We start from the raw sequence: 22437 nt of genomic DNA on the forward strand, positions 1-22437 counted from the left end.
TCGGCGGAAAGTGGACTATACCTGTCGGCCACCGGAACGTTGTGAACACGCGAGATCCGCACTGCCTGCACGACCCAGCGAGACCGAACGCGGTGCCGGGAGGATCCGGTTCACCGCCTGAGTCCTGGAGAAGGCGAGGACTTGAGCAATGGGATCCACTTCCGCCGAGCACACCGGTACCGCCGCCGAGAACGCCGCCACGCCCGCCGGCGGCACCGCCGCCCGCGCGGGCACCGGCCGCCGCGACCTGATCAGGAGGGCCGGCGCGCTCGGCCTGCTCTCCGTCCCCGCGCTGGGTCTGCTGTCCGCCTGTGCCAGCGGTGGCGGCGGTGACGGCCAGGACAAGGCGGAGGCGGGCGAGAAGACCGCCGAGAACCCGCTCGGCGTGAACGGCGGCGCCCAGCTGGAGTTCGTCCTCTTCGACGGCGGGTTCGGCAAGGAGTACGCCGAGGACGCGGTGAAGGTCTACGAGAAGGACTTCCCCGACGCGACCGTGAAGTTCTCCGCCACCCAGAAGATCCAGTCCACCCTCCAGCCCCGTTTCAACCAGGGCACCCCGCCCGACCTCATCGACAACTCCGGCGCGGAACAGATGGACATGGGCGTCCTGGTCGGGAAGAAGCAGCTCGCCGACCTCACCCCCCTGCTCGACGCCCCTTCCTACGACGACCCGGACAAGAAGGTCCGCGACACCCTGCGCCCCGGCATCGTGGAGATGGGCCAGTTCGACGGGGAGAAGGTCTGGATCCTCTACTACGCCTACACCGTCTACGGCGTGTGGTACTCGCAGAAGGCGCTGGACTCCCTGGACGCCGAGTACCCGAAGACCTGGGACGAGATGCTCGCGGTCTGCGCCAAGGCCAAGAAGAAGGGCATGGCGGGCTGGACGTACGCGGGCAAGTACCCGTACTACATCCCCTTCTCGCTCTACCCGATGATCGGCAAGGTCGGCGGCGCGGAGGTGCTGGACGCCATCGACAACCTGGAGCCGAACGCCTGGAAGCACCCGGCCGTCAAGGCGTGCTTCGAGGCGTACTACGAGCTGTACAGGAAGGGGTACGTCCTCAGGGGCACCCCGGGTCTGGACCACATCCAGTCGCAGACCGCCTGGGCCAAGGGCGACGCCCTCTTCCTGCCCAACGGCTCCTGGGTGGAGAACGAGTCGGCCAACGTCATCCCCGACGGCTTCGAGGTGACCGTCTCCGCCCCCTCCGGCCTGGACTCCTCCGACAAGCTGCCCTTCGGCACCATCTGGGCCTCCGGCGGCGAGCCGTTCGTCGTCCCCGCCAAGGCCAGGAACGGCACCGGCGGCATGGAGCAGCTGCGCATCATGCTCGGCGAGGCCTCCTCGAAGAACTTCACCTCCAAGGTCAAGTCGCTCTCCGCCTACAACGGCGGCACCGACGGCATCGAGCTGACCCCCGGCCTGAAGTCCGGCGTCGCGGCCCTCGAACTGGCCGGCGACCACGTGGTCAACCCCCGCCTGCAGGACTGGTACGTGAAGCTCCAGAAGGAGCAGATCGGCGTCGGCGGCCTGGGCGAGATGATGGCCGGCCGGCTCACCCCCGCCGAGGCCGTCAAGAAGATCCAGGGCTACGCCGACGACGCGGCCAGGGACTCGTCGATCAAGCACTACAAGCATCAGTAGGGACGCCGGATCGGGGTCGGTTGGCAATGCAGCACGGCAAGTACCGGTTCATCGCGGGGTTCCTGGCGCTGCCGCTGGGGATCTACGCCCTCTTCGTCGTCTGGCCGTTCGTCCAGTCCATCTACTACTCGTTCACCGACTGGACGGGGCTGAGTCCCGAGTTCGAGATGGTCGGCTTCGACAACTACGCACGGATGCTCGACGACGACGTCTTCTGGAAGTCGCTGTGGCACAGCGTGCTCTTCGCGCTGCTCGTCCCCCTGGTGACGCTCGGCCTCGCGCTGTTCCTCTCCTTCATGATCAACGTCGGCGGCCGGAAGCGGAAGGGCGGCCCGGTGGTCACCGGGGTCCGCGGCTCCGCCTTCTACAAGATCGTCTACTTCTTCCCGCAGGTGCTGTCCATCGCCATCGTCGCCCTGCTGTTCCAGTTCGCCTACAACCCGGACAGCGGCGCGGTCAACTCCCTGCTGCGCGGGATCGGCCTGGACTCCGTCCAGCCGCTGTGGCTGGGGGACCCCAGCCTCGCCCTGTGGTGCGTGACGGCGGTCCTCGTCTGGTCCACGGTCGGCTTCTTCGTGGTCCTCTTCTCCGCCGGCATGGCCTCCATACCGGCGGAGCTGTACGAGGCCGCGCTGCTGGACGGGGCGAACCGCTTCACCACGTTCTTCCGGGTCACCCTGCCGCTGCTGTGGGACACCGTGCGCTCCGGCTGGGTCTACATGGGCATCCTCGCGCTGGGCGCGGAGTCCTTCGCGGTCGTCCAGATCATGACCGTCGGCCCCGGCGGCCCGGACTACTCGACCACCGTCATGGTCCTGTACGTGTACCAGAAGGCGTTCCGGGACGGCCAGGCCGCCTACGCCACCACCATCGGCGTCGCCCTGCTCGTGGTCACCCTGGCCTTCGCGGCCGTCGTGACGCGGCTGGGCCGGCGCGAGCGGCTGGAGTACTGAACGCATGAAGACGACCGACACCCCCGCCGGGCCGGAACCGAAGAGGAGGGGCACCGCTCCCGACGTCTTCTCCCACGGCGTCCTCGTCATCTGGGCGATCATGGTGGTGCTGCCGCTGGTGTGGGCGGTGATGACCTCCTTCAAGGACGACGCCTCGATCTTCGGCTCGCCCTGGTCGCTGCCGGACACCCTGCACTTCGACAACTGGTCCAGGGCCTGGACCCAGGCCCACATGGGCGACTACTTCCTCAACACCGTCCTGGTGGTGGGCGGTTCGCTCGCCGGCACCCTGGTGCTGGGCTCGATGGCCGCCTACGTCCTGGCCCGCTTCGACTTCCCCGGCAACCGGTTCGTCTACTTCCTGTTCGTCGGCGGCATGAGCTTCCCGATCATGCTCGCGCTGGTCCCCCTGTTCTACGTGGTGGACAACATGGGACTGCTGAACACCGTCCACGGGCTGATCCTGGTCTACATCGCCTACTCGCTGCCCTTCACGGTGTTCTTCCTGACCGCGTTCTTCCGCACCCTGCCGACCTCGGTGGCGGAGGCCGCGTTCGTCGACGGGGCCTCGCACACCCGGACGTTCTTCCAGGTCATGCTGCCGATGGCCAGGCCGGGGCTGATCAGCGTGGGGATCTTCAACTTCCTGGGGCAGTGGAACCAGTACATGCTGCCGACCGTGCTCAACACCGACCCGGACCAGCACGTCCTCACCCAGGGCCTGGTGCAGCTCGCGGTCAGCCAGGGGTACAAGGGCGACTGGTCGGGCCTGTTCGCGGGCCTGGTGATGGCGATGCTGCCGGTGCTGGCGGCGTACGTCCTCTTCCAGCGGCAGGTGGTGCGGGGACTGACGGCGGGCGCCCTGAAGTAGCGCCGGCGCGAGGTGCCCGCGGGTTCGGCGGCCGGGGGACGGGGCACCCGGATGCGGTTCAACCTCTTGACGGGAGGCGACCCGAACGGCTCAGCTTAGAGTTCACTAGTTGGACACGGACGGGGTCTCGTCGACGCGGCCCCGGCGCAGGAGGTCGTCGTGGAGACTCCGGGGTCGCAGTCGTCGCTGCACCGAGCCAACCTGGAGAGGGTCGTACGCGCCGTACGGCTGGCCGGGTCGCTCACGCAGGCGGAGATCGCGCGGACGACGGGGCTGTCCGCGGCGACCGTCTCCAATATCGTCCGGGAGCTGAAGGACGGCGGGACCGTCGAGGTCACGCCCACCTCGGCGGGCGGCCGGCGGGCCCGCAGCGTCTCGCTGAGCGGGGACGCCGGGATCGTGATCGGCGTGGACTTCGGCCACACCCACCTGCGCGTGGCGGTCGGCAACCTCGCCCACCAGGTGCTGGCCGAGGAGTCCGAGCCGCTGGACGTGGACGCCTCCTCGGCACAGGGCCTCGACCGGGCGGAACAGCTGGTCAGCCGGCTGATGGTGGCGACCGGCGTGGACCGCGCGAAGATCGCCGGGGTGGGCCTGGGCGTGCCCGGCCCGATCGACGTGGAGTCCGGCACGCTGGGGTCCACCGCGATCCTGCCCGGCTGGAGCGGCACCCGGCCCGCCGAGGAGCTGCGGGAGCGGCTCGGCGTGCCGGTGCACGTGGACAACGACGCCAACCTCGGCGCCCTCGGCGAGCTGGTCTGGGGCAGCGGCCGGGGGGTGCGGGACCTGGCGTACATCAAGGTCGCCAGCGGTGTCGGCGCCGGGCTGGTGATCAACGGCAAGATCTACCGGGGGCCCGGCGGCACGGCGGGTGAGATCGGGCACATCACCCTCGACGAGGCCGGCCCGGTCTGCCGCTGCGGCAACCGCGGCTGCCTGGAGACCTTCACCGCCGCGCGGTACGTGCTGCCCCTGCTCCGCTCCAGCCACGGCGCCGGTCTGACGATGGAGGGCATGGTGCGGCTGGCCCGGGACGGCGACCCGGGCTGCCGCCGGGTCGTCGCCGACGTGGGCCGGCACATCGGCAGCGGCGTCGCCAACCTCTGCAACCTGCTCAACCCCAGCCGGGTCGTCCTCGGCGGCGACCTCGCCGAGGCCGGCGAGCTGGTGCTCGGCCCCATCCGGGAGTCCGTCGGCCGCTACGCCATCCCCAGCGCCGGACGCCAGCTCTCCGTGCTCCCCGGGGCACTCGGCGGCCGTGCCGAGGTGCTCGGCGCGCTCGCCCTGGCCCTGAGCGAGATGGGCGATTCGACCCTCCTGGACGGCAGCGCGGCCGGCACCCTGCCCACCGCCACCCCCGTCTTCACTTAGAGAACGGATGGCACCGTTGCCATCTCGTTAAGGATTTACTTCTTGACCTCGCACGTGCGGCCGAGTTGACTTCCAGCCACCTCGGCCGCAACGACGCGGCCTCGTCAGGGAGGTTTCTGAAGTGAACACGCGTATGCGTCGTGCCGCCGTCGCCGTAGCCGCCACCGCGATGGCCGTCTCACTCGCCGCCTGCGGCAGCGCCAAGGAGTCCGGGGACAACGCCGACTCCTCGGACGGCTCCGCCAAGAAGGGCGACGCCATCAAGGTGGGCCTGCTCCTTCCCGAGAACCAGACCGCACGCTACGAGAAGTTCGACAAGCCCTTGATCGAGAAGAAGGTCAAGGAGCTGACGGACAACAAGGGCGAGGTCATCTACGCCAACGCCAAGCAGGACGCCAGCCAGCAGGCGCAGCAGGTCGACACGATGGTGACCAACAAGGTCGACGTGCTGATCGTGGACGCGGTGGACTCCAAGGCCATCGCCGGCTCGATCAAGAAGGCCAAGGACCAGGGCATCCCGGTCGTCGCCTACGACCGCCTGGCCGAGGGCCCGATCGACGCCTACACCTCGTTCGACAACGTGACCGTCGGCAAGACCCAGGGCGAGGCGCTTCTGGAGGCGCTGGGCGACAAGGCCAAGGACGGCCAGATCGTCATGATGAACGGTTCCTCCACCGACCCGAACGCCGCCCAGTTCAAGGAGGGCGCGCTCTCCGTCCTCAAGGGCAAGGTGAACATCGGCCGCTCCTACGACACCAAGGAGTGGAAGCCGGAGAACGCCAACGCCAACATGGAGGGCGCCATCTCCGCCCTGGGCAAGGACAAGATCATCGGCGTCTACTCCGCCAACGACGGCATGGCGGGCGGCATCATCACCGCCCTGAAGGCGGCCGGCATCGACGACATCCCGGTCACCGGCCAGGACGCCGAACTCAACGGCGTGCAGCGCATCCTCACCGGCGAGCAGTACATGAGCGTCTACAAGTCCTACCCGCAGGAGGCGGAGACCGCGGGCGAGATGGCCGTCGCCCTCGCCAAGGGCGAGTCGCTCGACTCCCTCGCCACCAGCAAGACCGACAGCGCCACCACCAAGGACATCCCGACCGTCCTGGTCCCGGTCGTCTCCCTGACCAAGGACAACATCAAGGACACCGTGGTGAAGGAGGGCTTCTACACGGTGGACGAGATCTGCGCCGGCAAGTACGCCTCCGCCTGCTCCGAGGCCGGCCTCAGCTGAGCGGCCCCGCTCCCGAGCAGCTCCGTCCCCGCGGCGCGTGACACGCGCCCGGGGCCGGCTGCCCCAGTTCCTCCGGCACCCCGCGCACCAGCCCCGCAAGCCGAGCGGGGCGCCGGACGGACCACCCCCAAACTTCTGCTCAACCTCCCGCCGGGTCAGGCGGCGAAGGAGTTGGTTCACGTGTCCGCTACGCCCGTGCTGGCGTTGCGCGGGGTCTCCAAGCGGTTCGGTGCCGTCCAGGCGCTCACCGACGTAGAGCTTGAGGTCCACGCCGGTGAAGTGGTCGCCCTGGTGGGCGACAACGGCGCCGGAAAGTCCACGCTGGTCAAGACGATCGCCGGCGTGCACCCCATCGACGAGGGCGCCATCGAGTGGGACGGCAGGGCCGTCACCATCAACAAGCCGCACGACGCCCAGAACCTGGGCATCGCGACCGTCTACCAGGACCTCGCGCTGTGCGACAACATCGATGTCGTCGGCAACCTCTACCTGGGCCGGGAGATCCGCAAGCGCGGTGTCCTGGACGAGGTGGAGATGGAGCGCCGCAGCCGCGAGCTGCTGGACACGCTCTCCATCCGCATCCCCAGCGTCCGCATCCCGATCGCCTCGCTCTCCGGCGGTCAGCGCCAGGTCGTGGCGATCGCCCGCTCCATGCTCGGCGAGCCCAAGCTGGTCATCCTCGACGAGCCCACCGCCGCCCTCGGCGTCGAGCAGACCGCCCAGGTCCTCGACCTGGTCGAGCGGCTGCGCGAGCGGGGCCACGCCGTCATCCTCATCAGCCACAACATGGCCGATGTGAAGGCGGTCGCCGACAAGGTCGCCGTACTGCGACTCGGCCGCAACAACGGCGTCTTCGAGGTCAAGTCGACCTCCCAGGAAGAGATCATCTCCGCCATCACCGGCGCCACGGACAACGCCGTGACCCGTCGTGCGGCGCGCACCAATGGGGAGATCCAGAAGTGAGCATCGACAAGACCCCCGCTCCGGCCGCCACGAGCGAGCCGGTGGAGAAGACCGCCGCCGCGGCGGTCCCCGCGGTCGACCCCCGCCTGCTGGTGCGCGAACAGGGATTCGCGGGCTACTGGAGCGAGTTCAAGCGGAAGATGAAGGCCGGCGACCTCGGGTCCCTCCCGGTCGTGGTGGGCCTGCTGGTCATCTGGGCCATCTTCACCAGCCTGAACTCCAACTTCCTCACCGCCGGCAACTTCTCCGACATGTCGGTCGCCATGGTCGGCACCGGCCTGATCGCCGTCGGCATCGTCTTCGTCCTGCTGCTCGGCGAGATCGACCTGTCGGTCGGCTCGGTCAGCGGTGTCGCGGGCGCCACCTTCGCGGTGCTGAACGTCACGCACGGGATGAACGAGATCCTCGCCCTGGTGCTGGCGGTCCTCACCGGCACCGTGGCGGGCGCCGTCCACGGCTTCGTCTTCGCCCGCATCGGCGTCCCGGCCTTCGCCGTCACCCTGGCCGGCCTGCTGTTCTGGCAGGGCTTCATGCTCCGGATACTCGGCGACAACGGCACCATCAACCTGGACGCCGACGGCATCGTCGTCAATCTGACCAGCTATTACTTCAGTGACGTGGCCGCCGCCTACGGCCTGGCGGTCGTCGTGACCGCGGGCTACTTCCTCTCCGCGTACCTCGGCAACCGCCGCCGCGAGGCCGCCGGGGTGCCCTCCCGGCCGCTGAGCGAGATCGTCGTCCGCACGGCGCTGCTGGCCGTCCTCGCCTTCGTCGTGGCGTTCGTCTTCAACCAGTACAAGGGCCTGCCGCTGGCCGTGGTGATCTTCCTGGCCTTCCTGCTGCTCACCGACTTCGTGCTGCGCCGCACCGCCTACGGCCGCAAGGTGTTCGCGCTCGGCGGCAGCGTCGAGGCGTCCCGCCGGGCCGGCATCAACGTGGAGCTGGTGCGGATCTCGGTCTTCGCGATCGCCGGCACCTTCGCGGCGATCGGCGGCCTGTTCGTCGCGTCGAAGATCGCCTCCGCCAACCAGGGCGCGGGCACCGGTGAGTTCCTGATGAACGTCATCGCCGCGGCCGTGATCGGCGGCACCTCCCTGTTCGGCGGCCGGGGCCGCACCTGGGACGCGCTGCTCGGCGTGATGGTCATCGTCTCCATCCAGTACGGCCTGGCCCTGGAGGGCATCGCCTCCCCGGTCCAGTACATGATCACGGGTGGTGTGCTGCTGGCCACGGTCGTCATCGACGCGGTCACCCGCAAGACCCAGAAGACGGCCGGCCGCGCATAGGGCCTGACCTTCGGTCTCCCGTCGTCGCCCGTAGGGCGGACGGGAGACCGAAGAGGGACCCGGGGTCCGCCGTCCGGATCGGGCCGCGGGGAACCGGCCGCGCCCTTGCCGCGCCGGACCCCGCGTCCGCGGCAGGGTCCGAACGGCAGGCCCTGGCGCCGCGGCTTCTGAACCGACCCGTGCCCGGCACCGACGGCGGTGCCGGGCACAGCCGTGCCACAGCTCCCGCCATGGCCGGGGCCCGTGGTGGGCAAAGCCGAACGCGTGACGTACGACGCACCGCCCGGACACCGTCCACCGGAGCGGAACATTAGACTCGACAGGCCCGGCAACAGCTCTACTGCAAGGAGGCACGGGTGCCGCTGCTGACCCGCATCACGGGACCGCGCGATCTGGACCGGCTCAGCCTGGAGGAGCTGGACCAGCTGGCCCAGGAGATCCGGACCTTCCTCGTCGAGGCCGTGTCCAAGACCGGCGGCCACCTCGGCCCGAACCTCGGCGTGGTGGAGCTCACCATCGCCCTGCACCGCGTCTTCGACTCACCGAAGGACAAGGTGCTCTTCGACACCGGCCACCAGTCCTACGTGCACAAGCTGCTCACCGGCCGGCAGGACTTCTCGAAACTGAAGATGAAGGGCGGCCTGTCCGGCTACCCCGCGCAGGCCGAGTCCGAGCACGACGTCATCGAGAACAGCCACGCCTCCACCGTGCTGGGCTGGGCCGACGGCATCGCCAAGGCCAACGAGATCCTGAAACAGGACCGGCACGTCGCCGCCGTCATCGGCGACGGCGCGCTCACCGGCGGCATGGCCTGGGAGGCGCTGAACAACATCGCCGCCGCCAAGGACCGCCCCCTGGTCATCGTCGTCAACGACAACGAGCGCTCCTACGCCCCCACCATCGGCGGCCTCGCCAACCACCTCGCCACCCTGCGCACCACCGACGGCTACGAGCGCTTCCTCGCCCGCGGCAAGGACCTCCTGGAGCGCACCCCGGTCGTGGGCCGCCCGCTCTACGACACCCTGCACGGCGCCAAGAAGGGCCTGAAGGACTTCATCGCCCCGCAGGGCATGTTCGAGGACCTCGGCCTGAAGTACGTCGGCCCGATCGACGGCCACGACATCGAGGCCCTAGAGTCCGCGCTGACCCGCGCCAAGCGGTTCGGCGGCCCGGTCATCGTGCACTGCCTCACCGAGAAGGGCCGCGGCTACCAGCCCGCCCTGGCGGACGAGGCCGACCGCTTCCACGCCGTCGGCAAGATCCACCCCGACACCGGTCTGCCGATCGCCACCTCCGGCGCCGACTGGACCTCCGTCTTCGGCGAGGAGATGGTCGCGCTCGGCACCGAGCGCGAGGACATCGTCGCCATCACCGCCGCGATGCTCCAGCCGGTCGGCCTGGACAAGTTCGCCAAGCGCTTCCCCGAACGGGTGTACGACGTCGGGATCGCGGAGCAGCACGGCGCCGTCTCCGCGGCCGGGCTCGCCCACGGCGGCCTGCACCCGGTCTTCGCCGTCTACGCCACCTTCCTCAACCGCGCCTTCGACCAGGTCCTGATGGACGTGGCCCTGCACAGGTGCGGCGTGACCTTCGTCCTGGACCGGGCCGGCGTCACCGGCACCGACGGCGCCTCCCACAACGGCATGTGGGACATGTCGATCCTCCAGGTCGTCCCCGGCCTGCGCATCGCCGCCCCGCGCGACGCCGACCAGCTCCGCGCCCAGCTGCGCGAGGCCGTCGCCGTCGACGACGCCCCGACCGTGGTCCGCTTCTCCAAGGGCGCCGTCGGCCCCGCCGTCCCGGCCGCCGGCCGCGTCGGTGGCATGGACGTGCTGCGCGAGCCCGGCACCGAGCGCCCCGACGTCCTGCTGGTCTCCGTCGGCGCCCTCGCCCCGATGTGCCTGGAGGTCGCGGGCCTGCTGGACAAGCAGGGCATCACCACCACCGTCGTCGACCCCCGCTGGGTCAAGCCGGTGGACGAGGCGCTGGCACCGCTCGCCGAGCGGCACCGCGTCGTCGTCACCGTCGAGGACAACTCCCGCGTCGGCGGCGTCGGCTCCGCCGTCGCCCAGGCCCTGCGCGACGCGGGCGTCGACGTACCGCTGCGCGACTTCGGCATCCCGCCGCGCTTCCTGGACCACGCCTCCCGCGCCGAGGTGCTCGCCGAGATCGGGCTGACCGCCCCGGACATCGCCCGCCAGGTCACCGGACTGGTCGCCAAGCTCGACGGACTCCCCCCTTCCCGGCTTCGCTCGGACGGGCGGACCCCCACCGAGCAGGCCGGCGCCGAAGCGGTGGAGGCCACCCGCGACTGACGCGCCGCCGACGGGCCGGTTCCGCCACCGCATCGGGTGGCGGGACCGGCCCGTCCGCGTGAATCCACCCCCGCCGGGGCATACGTACCGCGCCCCCCTTCGATCATGCCGAGGGCGACCAGCGTGGGAGGTCCCGTGAGCAGCACCCTCTTCCGGACGAAGAAGATCGAGCAGTCCATCCAGGACACCGAGGAACCCGAGCACGCGCTCAGGAAATCCCTGTCCGCGCTCGATCTGACCGTCTTCGGCGTCGGTGTCGTCATCGGCACCGGCATCTTCGTGCTGACCGGCACGGTCGCCAAGAACAACGCGGGCCCCGCCACGGCACTGGCCTTCGTCGTCGCCGGCGTGGTCTGCGCGCTGGCCGCCCTGTGCTACGCCGAGTTCGCCTCCACCGTCCCGGTGGCCGGGTCGGCGTACACCTTCTCGTACGCCTCGCTGGGCGAGCTGCCGGCCTGGATCATCGGCTGGGACCTGGTCCTGGAGTTCGCGCTCGGCACGGCGGTGGTGGCCGTCGGCTGGTCGGGGTACATCCGCTCGCTGCTGGACAACGCGGGCTGGCAGTTCCCGGAGTACCTCGGCGGCCGGGACGGCGCCGACGGCTTCGGCTTCGACATCCTCTCCGCCGCCCTGGTACTGGTCCTCACCGCCGTCCTCGTCCTGGGCATGAAGCTCTCGGCCCGGATCACCTCGGTCGTCGTCGCCGTCAAGGTGGCGGTCGTCCTCATCGTCATCATCGCCGGGGCCTTCTTCGTCAAGGGCGCCAACTACGACCCGTTCATCCCCAAGGCGCAGGAGGCGGAGGCGGGCAGCGGCCTGCACTCCCCGCTGATCCAGCTGCTCTTCGGGTGGGCGCCCGCCAACTTCGGCGTGATGGGCATCTTCACCGCCGCCTCCATCGTCTTCTTCGCCTTCATCGGCTTCGACATCGTCGCCACGGCCGCCGAGGAGACCAGGAACCCGCAGCGCGACATGCCCCGCGGCATCCTCGGCTCCCTGCTCATCTGCACGGTCCTGTACGTCGCCGTCTCCATCGTGGTCACCGGCATGCAGCACTACAGCGAGCTGTCGGTGGACGCCCCGCTCGCCGACGCCTTCAAGGCCACCGGGCACCCCTTCTTCGCCGGCGTCATCAGCTTCGGCGCCGCGGTCGGCCTGACCACCGTCTGCATGATCCTGCTGCTCGGCCAGACCCGGGTCTTCTTCGCCATGAGCCGCGACGGACTGCTGCCCCGCTTCTTCTCCCGGGTCCACCCGAAGTTCAAGACCCCCTACCGCCCGACGATCCTCCTCGGCGTCGTCATCGCCGTCGTCGCGGGCTTCACCTCCCTGAGCGAACTCGCCGAGCTGGTGAACATCGGCACCCTCTTCGCCTTCGTGATCGTCGCCGTCAGCGTGATCATCCTGCGCCGCACCCGCCCCGACCTGCCCCGCGCCTTCCGCACCCCGCTGGTGCCGCTGCTGCCGATCGTGTCGGTGGCGGCCTCGCTGTGGCTGATGCTCAACCTGCCCGCCGAGACCTGGCTGCGGTTCGGGATCTGGATGGCGATCGGCATCGTCGTCTACTTCCTCTACGGCCGCGGCCACAGCCGGCTGGCCCGCGACGCGGCCGGGAGCGGCGACAGCCGGTGACCGCGCCGGGCCGCTAACGTGCGGACGTGCCGCCCTCCCCGTCACCCCCCGCAGCACCCCCGCGCCCGCGGGAGCGCTACTGGACCCGCCTGCTGCCCCTGCTCGCCCTCCTGTCCTGCCTCACCCGCCTCCCGTCCTTCACCCGCCCGCTGTGGAACCCCGACGAGGGCTATCTCGCCGTACAGGCCCGCCTGCTCGCGGACGGCGGCCGGCTCTACGAGACGGTCGTCGACCGCAAGCCGCCGCTGGTGCCCTGGCTGTACGCCGGCGCGTCGGCGCTGACCGGCTCCGAGTCGCTGACACCGGTACGCGTCCTGGCCGTCCTCGCCCAGCTCACCACGGCCGCCCTCCTCGCCTCGCTGGCCCGCCGCCGCTGGGGCGACCGGCCCGGGCGCACCACCGGGGTGCTCTACCTGCTGGTCTCCGTCGGCCTCAACCCCGAGGACGCGCAGGCCGCCACGTTCGAGGTGTTCATACTGCCGGGCACCGCCGCCGCCCTGTGGTGCGCCGACCGCCGGCGGTGGAGCGCGGCCGGGGCCGCCGTCGCCTGCGCCTTCCTGGCCAAGCAGACCGGCGCGGCGGTCCTGCTGCCGGTGCTGTGGCTCAGCGGACCGCGGCGCGGCCCGCTGCTGCGGCTGGCGGCGGGCGCCGCACCCCCCGTGCTGGCCGCCGCCCTCGCCACCGACCCGTCCGGCTTCCTCTTCTGGACGGTCACCGGCTCCGGCTCCTACGCGTCCTTCTCCGGCTCCCCGGCCCATGTCCTGGGCCGCGCCCTGGGCAACGCGGCGATCCTCACCGCCGGCTGCGCCGCGCTGCTGCCGGCGCTGGCCCGCCGGGCGCCCGGCCGGGCCGGCCTGTGGGTGTGGCTCGCCGCGTCCGCCGCGGCGGTCCTCACCGGCCTGCACTTCTTCGGCCACTACTACCTCCAGCTGCTGCCGCCGCTGACCCTGCTGGCGACGGCGGCGCTGCACACCCTGCCGCGCGAGCGCACCACCCGCGCGGTCCTCGCCGCGGCCTGCTGCTGCGCGCTGTTCCTCACCTGGGGCCTGCTCGCCCCGCGCACCGAACTCGACCACGCCCGCCGCCTCGCGGACACCGCCGCGCGCCGCACCCACCCCGGCGAGCGCGTCCTGTTCTGGGGCATGCACCCGGAGACCTACTGGCTGGCCGGCCGCACCCCCGCCAGCCGCTACCTCACCGCCGGCCTGCTCACCAACCACAGCGGCGGCCGCTCCGGCGCCCCGGTCGGCGAACGGCACGCCGTCGCGGGCGCCTGGGACGTCTTCCGCCGCGAGACCGCGGCCCGCCCGCCGGCTCTGATCGTCGACGACTCGCGCGGCGCCCCGTACGCCCCGGAACACCTGCCGACCCTGCGACGGCTCCTCGCGGCACGGTACGAGGAGGCGGGGACGGTCGACGGGGCGGTGCTGTACGTCAGGACGCGGCACCGCCGAACGGCCCCGTGAGGCGGCTCAGTTCCCCGGCCGCACCGTCCGGGGCCCGGCGACCTCCGCGCCCAGCTCCGTGACCCGCCGCCGCAGTTCCCGGTCGGCCGTCACCACCAGCACGGCCCGCCCGCCGGCCCGTCCGACCAGGCCGACCATGTGGTCGTCACCGCTGCCGGGCGCGTCCTCCACCCGTACGCCGGGCACGGACGCCACCCCGCGGGCCGCGCCCTCGACCACCAGGACGATCTCCACGGGCCCGGCACGCCCCGGCACCCCGTCCGCCGCCAGCCGGTCCCGCAGCCGCTCGGCGGCGCCGCGCCGGTCGCGCCACCAGCCGTCGGGCACCGACCCGACCACGTTGGCGGCGTCGACGATCACGAGCAGCGGGGCGTTGTCCTCCATGCCGTCAGGATCCCACGGCCGGGCCCGGCACGGTCCCACCCGCCCGGTGCCGGACGGGCCGTGCCGCTTACAGTGAAGCGGTGAACGGCGACTGGCTCCTGCGCGGCCGCGACGGCCGCCTCTGCGTCTATCTGCCGTCGGGCGACGCGATCTCGTGCCGTGCGGAACTGGGGCCCGACGGCCCCTGGGAGGCCCCCCGCCGGATCGGCGGCGACCAGAGGCTGCGCCCCGGCCTCGCGGTCGGCACCGGCGCGGACGGGTACGCCCATCTGGTCGCCTGGCGGCCCACCGGCGGCGGCCAGTCCGGGCTGGTGCACTCCACGCACTTCCGGCCCCGGCTCGCCCCGCTGGACTGGAACCCGGTCGGCCACCCGGACAAGAAGGGCGCCCGCACCGGGGCGCCCGCCGTGGCCGTCGACGCGCGGGGCCGCGCCCATGTCTTCGTCCGCAACGGCAGCGGCGGGATGAGCGTGCTGGCCCAGAAGGAGAAGGGCGGCTGGGAGCCCTGGCAGGACCTCGGTGGAGCGGACGTCCAGGAGGAACCGGCCGCCGTCACCGGGGAGTCCGGCCTGGTCGAGCTGTACGCCGCCGCCGACGGCGCACTGCTGCACTGGCGGCAGGAGAAGCCCGGCGCGCGGCCGGTCCTCGACGCGCGGGCCGAGGCGGCCGTCCGCCCCGGCACACTGCGGGCGCTGGCCACCTCCGCCGGACACACCACCTTGTTCTTCACCGACCGCTTCGGCACCCTGTGCGCCTGGCGTCCCGGCGGCGCGCCTGTTCCGCTGGTCGCCGCCGCCGGACCCGGCCCGGCCGCCGCCGTGCGCTGCGTCATCGAGGGGCACGACTGCACGCTGCTGGGACAGCGGTCGGCCGGCGGCCGGGTGGCCTTCGCGGCCTACCCGACCGAACAGGAGGCGGCGGGCGCCTGGTGGACCGAGTCCGGCCCCGCGCTCGCCGACGACACCGAACTGGCCCTCGCCGTGGACGAGACGGACCGGGTGGTGGCGGTGACCCTCTCCCCGTCGTCCGGCCGCCTGCTGCTGACCCGCCGCAAGGACGAACCGGGCCTGGCACTGCGGGCCTGGCAGGAGGTCTGAGCGAAGACCCCGACCGCCACCGCGGACAGGGCTGAGGGCAGAAGAAGAAAAGGGGGGCGGGCCGCGTTCGGCCCGCCCCCGGCCGTCCGCCTACGCCGGGACGCTCGCCACGCCCGGCTCCAGGAACCGCTTGCCGTTCACCCGCTCGGCGACGCCCGCCCGGTCCAGGTACGGCGTGACGCCGCCCAGGTGGAAGGGCCAGCCGGCCCCGGTGATCAGGCACAGGTCGATGTCCTGGGCCTCGGCCACCACGCCCTCGTCGAGCATCAGTCCGATCTCCTGCGCCACCGCGTCCAGCACCCGGTCGCGGACCTGCTCCTCGGTCAGGACGGTGTCGCCCTGCTTCAGCAGCGCGGCGACCTCCGGGTCCAGCTCGGGCCTGCCGCTGTCGTGGACGTAGAAGCCGCGCTTGCCCGCCTCGACGACCGCCTTGAGGTTGGGGGAGACGGTGAAGCGGTCCGGGAACGCCCTGTGGAGCGTCTCCGAGACGTGCAGGCCGATCGCCGGGCCGACCAGTTCGAGCAGGACCAGCGGGGACATCGGCAGGCCGAGCGGCTCGACCGCCCTCTCCGCCACGTCCACCGGCGTGCCCTCGTCGATGACGTTCTGGATCTCGCCCATGAAGCGGGTCAGGACGCGGTTCACCACGAACGCCGGGGCGTCCTTGACCAGGACGGCCGTCTTCTTCAGCTTCTTGGCCACCGCGAACGCGGTCGCGAGCGAGGCGTCGTCGGTCCGCTCGCCGCGCACGATCTCCAGGAGCGGCAGCACGGCGACGGGGTTGAAGAAGTGGAAGCCGACGACCCGCTCGGGGTGCTTCAGCTTCGACGCCATCTCGGTCACGGAGAGCGAGGAGGTGTTGGTGGCGAGGATCGCGTGCGCCGGGGCGACCGCCTCGACCTCCGCGAACACCTGCTGCTTGACGCCGATCTCCTCGAACACGGCCTCGATGACGAAGTCCGCGTCCGCGAAGCCCTCGGCCTTGTCCAGCACGCCGGTCACCAGGGCCTTGAGCCGGTTGGCCCTGTCCCGGCCGATCCGGTCCTTGAGCAGCAGCTTGTCGATCTCGGCGTGCACATAGCCCACGCCCTTGTCGACGCGCTCCTGGTCGATGTCGGTCAGCACGACCGGCACCTCCAGGCGGCGCAGGAACAGCAGCGCGAGCTGCGAGGCCATCAGGCCGGCACCGACCACGCCCACCTTGGTGACCGGGCGGGCCAGGCTCTTGTCCGGGGCGCCGGCCGGGCGCTTGCCGCGCTTCTGCACCAGGTTGAACGCGTAGAGCCCGGCGCGCAGTTCCCCGCTCATGATGAGGTCGGCCAGGGCCCGGTCCTCGGCGTCGTAGCCGGCCTGGAGGTCGCCGTCCTTGGCGGCGGCGATGATGTCCAGGGCGCGGTAGGCGGCCGGGGCGGCGCCGTGCACCTTGGAATCGGCGACGGCCCGGCCGCGCGCGACGGCCCGGTCCCAGCCCTCGCCGCGGTCGATCGCCGGACGCTCGACGGCGATCTCGCCCTTGAGGACGGACGCCGTCCAGGTCAGCGACTGCTCCAGGAAGTCGGCGCCCTCGAAGAGCGCGTCCGCGATGCCGAGGTCGTAGACCTGGCCGCCCTTGAGCTGCTTGTTCTGGTTGAGGCTGTTCTCGATGATGACCGTCACGGCCCGGTCGGCGCCGATCAGGTTCGGCAGCAGCGTGCAGCCGCCCCAGCCGGGGACCAGGCCGAGGAAGACCTCGGGCAGGGAGAACGCGGGGACGGCGGTCGACACCGTGCGGTACGTGCAGTGCAGGCCGATCTCCACGCCGCCGCCCATGGCCGCGCCGTTGTAGTACGCGAACGTCGGCACGGCGAGGGAGGCCAGCCGCTTGAAGACGTCGTGGCCGCCCTTGCCGATGGCGACCGCGTCCTCGTGCCGCTTCAGCAGCTCCACGCCCTTGAGGTCGGCGCCGACGGCGAAGACGAACGGCTTGCCGGTGACGCCGACGCCGGTGATCTCGCCGTCCGCGGCCTCCTTCTCGACCTGGTCGAGCGCGGCGTCGATGTTCGCCAGCGACTGCGGGCCGAGGGTGGTCGGCTTGGTGTGGTCGTGGCCGTTGTCCAGGGTGATCAGCGCGAAGCGCCCCGCCCCCAGCGGCAGGTCGAAGTGGCGCACGTGCGCCCGCGTGACGACCTCGCCGGGGAACAGCTCGGCCGCACCCTTCAACAGCTCTGCGGTGGTGCTCACTTGTCCCCCTCGAAGTGCGGGTTCTCCCAGATGACCGTCGCGCCCATGCCGAAGCCGACGCACATGGTGGTCAGGCCGTAGCGGACGTGCGGCTGCTCCTCGAACTGGCGGGCCAGCTGGGTCATCAGCCGGACGCCGGAGGAGGCGAGCGGGTGGCCGAAGGCGATGGCGCCGCCGTACTGGTTGACGCGCTCGTCGTCGTCCGCGATGCCGTAGTGCTCCAGGAAGGCCAGGACCTGGACGGCGAACGCCTCGTTGATCTCGAACAGGCCGATGTCGGAGATGGACAGCCCGGCCTGCGCGAGGGCCTTCTCCGTCGCCGGGATCGGGCCGTAGCCCATCACCTCGGGCTCCACGCCCGCGAAGGCGTAGGCGACCAGCCGCATCTTGACCGGCAGGCCGTTCTCCCGGGCGAACTCCTCGCTCGCGATGATCGAGGCGGTGGCGCCGTCGTTCAGACCGGCCGCGTTGCCCGCGGTGACCCGGCCGTGCACCCGGAACGGTGTCTTGAGGTTCGCCAGGTTCTCCAGCGTGGTGCCCGGACGCATCGGCTCGTCGGCGGTGACCAGGCCCCAGCCGGTCTCCCCGGCCTCTTCGCCGGTACGGCGCACCGAGACGGGCACCAGGTCGGCCTGGATCCTGCCGTTGGCGTACGCCTTGGCGGCCTTCTCCTGGGAGCGCACCGCGTACTCGTCGGCCCGCAGCTTGGTGATGCTCGGGTAGCGGTCGTGCAGGTTCTCCGCGGTCATGCCCATGAACAGGGCGGACTCGTCGACCAGCTTCTCGGAGACGAACCGCGGGTTGGGGTCGACGCCCTCGCCCATGGGGTGACGGCCCATGTGCTCGACGCCGCCCGCGATGGCGACGTCGTACGCGCCGAAGGCGACGGAGCCGGCCACCGTGGTGACGGCGGTCAGGGCGCCGGCGCACATGCGGTCGATGGAGTAGCCCGGGACCGAGGCGGGCAGGCCCGCCAGGATGCCGGCCGTGCGGCCGATGGTCAGGCCCTGGTCGCCGATCTGCGTGGTGGCGGCGACGGCGACCTCGTCGATCCGCTGGGGGTCGAGGCCCGGGTTGCGGCGCAGCAGCTCCCGGATCGCCTTGACGACCAGGTCGTCGGCGCGGGTCTCGTGGTAGACGCCCTTCGGGCCCGCCTTGCCGAACGGGGTGCGGACGCCGTCGACGAAGACGACGTCCCTGACGGTACGAGGCACGATGGCTCTCCTCCAGGGTGCGGGACGCTGAGCGCTTGCTCAAACCATGCTACTTACCAGTAACGTAACTGCCCAGTCCCCGGGGGTACAGCGGCGCAGGTCACACCTGTTCGGGGGGAGCGGTTGAGCCGCGCGGCGTCAGCACCGGGGTGGGCACCGGGTGCGACTCGGCCCCCTTCCCGGCGATGACCTCGAACAGCGTCCGGGCCACCTCCGCTCCGAAACCGTGCACGTCATGGCTCATCGCCGACAGCGTCGGATGCGTCAGCCGGCACAGCTGCGAGTCGTCCCAGGCCAGCAGCGACACGTCCGCCGGCACCCGCAGCCCCATCTCCGCGGCCACCGACAGCCCCGCCACCGCCATGATGTCGTTGTCGTACACCACCGCCGTCGGCCGGTCCGCGGGCGCCGCCGCCAGCAGCGACCGGGTGGCCCGCGCCCCCGCCTCCCCCGAGAAGTCCGTGGCGACCTGCAGCGCCCCGGCCAGCCCCAGCGCCCGCGCCGCCGTGTCGAAGGCCGCCGTGCGGATCGAGGTGTGCCCGAGCGCCGCCGCGCCGCCGACCCGGGCGATCCGCCGGTGCCCGAGCGCCGCGAGGTAGCGCACCGCCTCGGTCACCGCGCGGGCGTCGTCGGTCCACACGGAGGTGAGCGAGCCGGTCAGCGAGGGGTGCCCGACCGCGACCGCCGGTATGCCGAGCCGCTCCACCGGCTCCACCCGAAGGTCCCCGTCCCGGAAGTCGACCAGGATCGCCCCGCCGATCCGCCGCCCCCGCCACCAGGACTCCAGCAGCCCCGCCTCCTCCTCCACGCCGCGCACCAGCCGCAGCAGCAGCGAGCAGGAGTGCTCCGTCAGGACGCTCTCCACGCCGGAGACGAACTCCATGTAGAACGGTTCCAGGCCGAGCAGCCGGGCGGGCCGGCAGACCGCCAGCCCCACCACGTCCACCCGCGATCCCGCCAGCGTCCGGGCGGTGGGGTCCGGCGCCCAGCCCAGTTCCCGCGCGGCCCGGAAGATCCTGTCCCGCGTCGCCTCCGAGAGGCCCGGCTTGTGGTTGAAGGCGAGGGACACCGCCCCCTTGGACACGCCGGCGCGGGCGGCGACGTCCTTGATGGTGACGCGGGGGCTGGTCATCGAGGGGGCTCCAGGCAGTACAGGGCCGATCGGGCGGCGTGCGCGTTCGGGGTCCGCCAGCCGCGCACGCCGATGGTCACGCTCTCGCCGGGCAGCAGGGTGACCAGCCCCCGGTCGGCCCGGGCGGCCGGATCCAGCCGGTCGGCCTGCAGCAGCAGGTCCCGGACCAGGGTGCGGGCGGTCACCGTGACACCACCGGGCGCGAGGGCGACGTCGAACTCCGGGTGTACGTAGGGGATGTCACGGTCGGCCGCGGGGAAGCGCAGGGCACGCCACTCGCCCGCACCCGCGCCTGAGCCCGCGCCTGAGTCCGTGCCCCTGCCCGCACCTGAGCCCGTCCCCGTGTCTGAGTCCGTGCCCGCACCTGAGTCCGTGCCCGCACCTGAGCCCGTCCCCGTCCCCGTGCCTGAGTCCGTGCCCGTCCCCGTGTCTGAGCCCGTGCCCGCACCTGAGCCCGTCCCTGTCCCCGTCCCCGTGCCTGAGTCCGTGCCCGCACCCGCGCCTGAGCCCGCGCCCGCGTCCGCGACCAGGAACTCCCCGGGCCCGACGGGGTCCAGCCCCTCGGGGACCGGGACGCGCCCCACCGCCCGCCGCGCCACCGCGAACGGCACCTCCGCCCGCGCCAGCACCGCGCCCCCGACCGACATCCGGCGCAGCACCACCGTGCCCGTCCACTCCCCGCCGGCCTGGTTCACCACGGCCAGCTCCCCGTCGCGCAGGACCAGCAGCCGGTCCGCGTACAGCCGCCGCAGCTCGTGGTAGAGCGGCTTCTCCCGGCCGTCCCCGTCGATCGCGGACCAACTGGTCACCGGCCAGCAGTCGTTGAGCTGCCACACCACCGTCCCCGCGCACACCGGCCAGTGCGACCGCCAGTGCTCGATCCCGGCGGCGACCGCGCGGGCCTGGTTGACCTGGGTCAGGTAGTGCCACCGGTCGAAGTCACCGTCCTTCGGCGGTACGAAGTGCCGCTCCAGCCCGCGCTCCAGCTTGCCGTTGCCGTCCTCGGCCTTCTGGTGGTGCAGCATCCCGGGGGAGTCCGGCGCGAGCGCCTCACCGGGCAGCGCGCGCCGCAGCGTGGCGTACGCGGGCGGCGCCTGCCAGCCGAACTCGGCCACGAACCGGGGCACGTCCGCCCCGTACGCCGCGTAGTCCTCCCGGTTCCACACCTCCCAGGAGTGGTGCGTGCCGTGCGCCGGGTCGTTGGGGTGGTGGTGCCAGGACCCGGACCACGGACTGCCCGCCGTGTACGGCCGCGTCGGGTCCAGTTCCGCGACCACGCGCGGCAGCAGCCCGAGGTAGTACCCCTCGCCCCACGACTCCCCGGCCAGCCGCGGCTCCCACCCCCAGTCCCGGAACCCCCACAGGTTCTCGTTGTTGCCGTTCCACAGCACCAGCGAGGGGTGCGGCATCAGCCGCACGACGTTCTCCCGCGCCTCGGCCTCCACCTCGCCCCGCAGCGGCTGCTCCTCGGGGTAGGCGGCGCAGGCGAACGGGAAGTCCTGCCAGACCAGCAGCCCCAGTTCGTCGCAGGCGTCGTAGAAGTCCTCGCTCTCGTAGATCCCGCCGCCCCAGACCCGCACCAGGTCCACGCCGGCCCCGGCCGCCTGCGCCAGCCGCTCCCGGTAGCGCTCCTGGGTGACGCGGGAGGGGAAGACGTCGTCGGGGATCCAGTTGACGCCCCGCGCGAACAGCCGCTCCCCGTTGACGGCCAGGGTGAAGCCGGTGCCGTGCGCGTCGGCCGAGGTGTCCAGCTCCACCGTCCGGAACCCGATCCGCCGCCGCCACACGTCCAGCGGCACCTCCCCGTGCAGCAACGTCAGCTCGACGTCGTACAGGGCCTGTTCCCCGTACCCGCGCGGCCACCACAGCCGCACCTCCGGCACCCGCAGCCGTACGGTGCCGCAGGTGCCGTCGAGTCCGGCGCGGGCGGTGACCGGGCCGACGCGCGCCTCGACGGTGAGCGGTGCCTCCACGCGGGCGCGCTCGACGTCGACGCGGAGTTCGACGTCACCGGTGCCGTCCTCGACGGTGACCAGCGGGCGGACCCGGGCGAGGCGGGCCGTCGACCAGTGCTCCAGACGGACCGGCCGCCAGATCCCGGCCGTCACCAGGGTCGGCCCCCAGTCCCACCCGAAGGAGCAGGCCATCTTGCGCACGTACTGGTAGGGCTCGGCGTACGCGGCCGGACGCTCGCCCGTCCTCCCCCGCACCGCCTCGGCCTCGGCGTACGCGGAGGCGAACCGCACGGTGAGGCGCCCGCTCAGCCCGGTGACGTCGAAGCGGTGGGAGCGGTGCATGTTCCGGGTCCGCCCCAGCGGCCGGCCGTCCAGCAGGATCTGCGCGACGGTGTCCAGGCCCTCGAAGACCAGGTCGGTCTGCTCGTGCCCGAAGCCCGCGTCGAGGACGCGCTCGTACGTCCACTCCCGGCGGCCCACCCACGCCACCTCGGCCTCGTTGCGGTCCAGGAACGGGTCCGGGATCAGCCCCGCCGCCAGCAGATCGGTGTGCACACAGCCCGGCACCGCGGCCGGCAGCGCGCCGTCGCGGTGCCGCAGGGTCCAGCCCTCGGTGAGCGGTGTCGCCTGAAGCATGCGGACTCCCTTAACCGGTTCACGACGACGGTCGTACGGACGATCACGTGTTCTGAG

16 protein-coding genes are annotated in these 22437 nt (G+C 72.0%); 11 read left to right on the forward strand and 5 right to left on the reverse strand.

Annotation, left to right across the window (positions count from 1 at the left end; translation table 11 throughout):
* Positions 1-148 precede the first annotated feature (148 nt).
* The 10 genes from ngcE (at position 149) to ACY1JF_RS20570 (ending at position 13742) form a co-directional block, all read left to right on the forward strand.
* Complete coding sequence (gene ngcE / locus ACY1JF_RS20525; protein ID WP_462706625.1) at positions 149-1648, forward strand: N-acetylglucosamine/diacetylchitobiose ABC transporter substrate-binding protein; 1500 nt, start codon at positions 149-151, stop codon at positions 1646-1648.
* 26 nt (positions 1649-1674) lie between these two features.
* The gene (locus ACY1JF_RS20530; protein WP_462706626.1) at positions 1675-2601 is read left to right on the forward strand and encodes a carbohydrate ABC transporter permease; all 927 of its coding nucleotides are present in this window, start codon (positions 1675-1677) and stop codon (positions 2599-2601) included.
* A gap of 4 nt (positions 2602-2605) precedes the next feature.
* On the forward strand, positions 2606-3472 hold the full coding sequence (locus ACY1JF_RS20535; RefSeq protein ID WP_462706627.1) for a carbohydrate ABC transporter permease: 867 nt from the start codon (positions 2606-2608) through the stop codon (positions 3470-3472).
* 159 nt (positions 3473-3631) lie between these two features.
* Positions 3632-4843 carry an ROK family transcriptional regulator gene (locus ACY1JF_RS20540; protein ID WP_462706628.1) on the forward strand — a complete coding sequence of 404 codons (1212 nt, stop codon included), beginning with the start codon at positions 3632-3634 and terminating at the stop codon, positions 4841-4843.
* Between the two features lie 133 nt (positions 4844-4976).
* A complete protein-coding gene (locus ACY1JF_RS20545; RefSeq protein ID WP_462706650.1) occupies positions 4977-6080 on the forward strand; it encodes an ABC transporter substrate-binding protein in 1104 nt (367 codons plus the stop codon).
* Positions 6081-6251: 171 nt separating this feature from the next.
* Positions 6252-7043 carry an ATP-binding cassette domain-containing protein gene (locus ACY1JF_RS20550; RefSeq protein ID WP_462706629.1) on the forward strand — a complete coding sequence of 264 codons (792 nt, stop codon included), beginning with the start codon at positions 6252-6254 and terminating at the stop codon, positions 7041-7043.
* The gene (locus ACY1JF_RS20555; RefSeq protein WP_462706630.1) at positions 7040-8329 is read left to right on the forward strand and encodes a sugar ABC transporter permease; all 1290 of its coding nucleotides are present in this window, start codon (positions 7040-7042) and stop codon (positions 8327-8329) included. Before ACY1JF_RS20550 ends, ACY1JF_RS20555 begins: the two co-directional genes overlap by 4 nt.
* A gap of 356 nt (positions 8330-8685) precedes the next feature.
* The gene (dxs, locus tag ACY1JF_RS20560; RefSeq protein ID WP_462706631.1) at positions 8686-10644 is read left to right on the forward strand and encodes a 1-deoxy-D-xylulose-5-phosphate synthase; all 1959 of its coding nucleotides are present in this window, start codon (positions 8686-8688) and stop codon (positions 10642-10644) included.
* A gap of 135 nt (positions 10645-10779) precedes the next feature.
* Complete coding sequence (locus ACY1JF_RS20565) at positions 10780-12276, forward strand: amino acid permease (RefSeq protein WP_462706632.1); 1497 nt, start codon at positions 10780-10782, stop codon at positions 12274-12276.
* 26 nt (positions 12277-12302) lie between these two features.
* On the forward strand, positions 12303-13742 hold the full coding sequence (locus ACY1JF_RS20570; RefSeq protein ID WP_462706633.1) for a glycosyltransferase family 39 protein: 1440 nt from the start codon (positions 12303-12305) through the stop codon (positions 13740-13742).
* A 6-nt stretch (positions 13743-13748) separates the two neighbouring features.
* Here ACY1JF_RS20570 and ACY1JF_RS20575 read toward each other — a convergent pair whose 3' ends face one another.
* On the reverse strand, positions 13749-14126 hold the full coding sequence (locus tag ACY1JF_RS20575) for a PIN domain-containing protein (RefSeq protein ID WP_462706634.1): 378 nt from the start codon (positions 14124-14126) through the stop codon (positions 13749-13751).
* An 80-nt stretch (positions 14127-14206) separates the two neighbouring features.
* Between ACY1JF_RS20575 and ACY1JF_RS20580 the strand changes: the two genes are divergently transcribed.
* Positions 14207-15223, forward strand: a complete 1017-nt coding sequence (locus tag ACY1JF_RS20580; RefSeq protein WP_462706635.1) for a hypothetical protein — start codon at positions 14207-14209, stop codon at positions 15221-15223.
* Positions 15224-15313: 90 nt separating this feature from the next.
* Here ACY1JF_RS20580 and ACY1JF_RS20585 read toward each other — a convergent pair whose 3' ends face one another.
* The 4 genes from ACY1JF_RS20585 to ACY1JF_RS20600 all read right to left on the reverse strand — a co-directional run bounded on the left by ACY1JF_RS20585 (position 15314) and on the right by ACY1JF_RS20600 (position 22380).
* Positions 15314-17443: a 3-hydroxyacyl-CoA dehydrogenase NAD-binding domain-containing protein gene (locus ACY1JF_RS20585; RefSeq protein ID WP_462706636.1), complete on the reverse strand. Its 2130-nt coding sequence runs from the start codon at positions 17441-17443 to the stop codon at positions 15314-15316.
* On the reverse strand, positions 17440-18657 hold the full coding sequence (locus ACY1JF_RS20590) for a thiolase family protein (RefSeq protein WP_462706637.1): 1218 nt from the start codon (positions 18655-18657) through the stop codon (positions 17440-17442). The genes ACY1JF_RS20585 and ACY1JF_RS20590 overlap by 4 nt, the downstream gene beginning before the upstream one ends.
* Before the next feature lie 100 nt (positions 18658-18757).
* Positions 18758-19789, reverse strand: coding sequence for a LacI family DNA-binding transcriptional regulator (locus tag ACY1JF_RS20595; protein ID WP_462706638.1), 1032 nt, complete (start codon positions 19787-19789; stop codon positions 18758-18760).
* Positions 19786-22380, reverse strand: a complete 2595-nt coding sequence (locus tag ACY1JF_RS20600; protein ID WP_462706639.1) for a glycoside hydrolase family 2 protein — start codon at positions 22378-22380, stop codon at positions 19786-19788. The genes ACY1JF_RS20595 and ACY1JF_RS20600 overlap by 4 nt, the downstream gene beginning before the upstream one ends.
* Positions 22381-22437 lie beyond the last annotated feature (57 nt).

It is taken from the genome of Streptomyces sp. SYSU D01066-1, from assembly GCF_054956795.1.

Excerpts from the sequence above, each read along its gene's own strand:
- ACY1JF_RS20535 (WP_462706627.1), top strand. The coding sequence starts at position 2,606 with ATGAAGACGACCGACACCCCCGCCGGGCCGGAACCGAAGAGGAGGGGC.
- ACY1JF_RS20530 (WP_462706626.1), top strand. The coding sequence starts at position 1,675 with ATGCAGCACGGCAAGTACCGGTTCATCGCGGGGTTCCTGGCGCTGCCG.
- ngcE (WP_462706625.1), top strand. The coding sequence starts at position 149 with ATGGGATCCACTTCCGCCGAGCACACCGGTACCGCCGCCGAGAACGCC.
- ACY1JF_RS20575 (WP_462706634.1), bottom strand. The coding sequence starts at position 14,126 with ATGGAGGACAACGCCCCGCTGCTCGTGATCGTCGACGCCGCCAACGTG.
- ACY1JF_RS20600 (WP_462706639.1), bottom strand. The coding sequence starts at position 22,380 with ATGCTTCAGGCGACACCGCTCACCGAGGGCTGGACCCTGCGGCACCGC.
- ACY1JF_RS20545 (WP_462706650.1), top strand. The coding sequence starts at position 4,977 with ATGCGTCGTGCCGCCGTCGCCGTAGCCGCCACCGCGATGGCCGTCTCA.
- ACY1JF_RS20595 (WP_462706638.1), bottom strand. The coding sequence starts at position 19,789 with ATGACCAGCCCCCGCGTCACCATCAAGGACGTCGCCGCCCGCGCCGGC.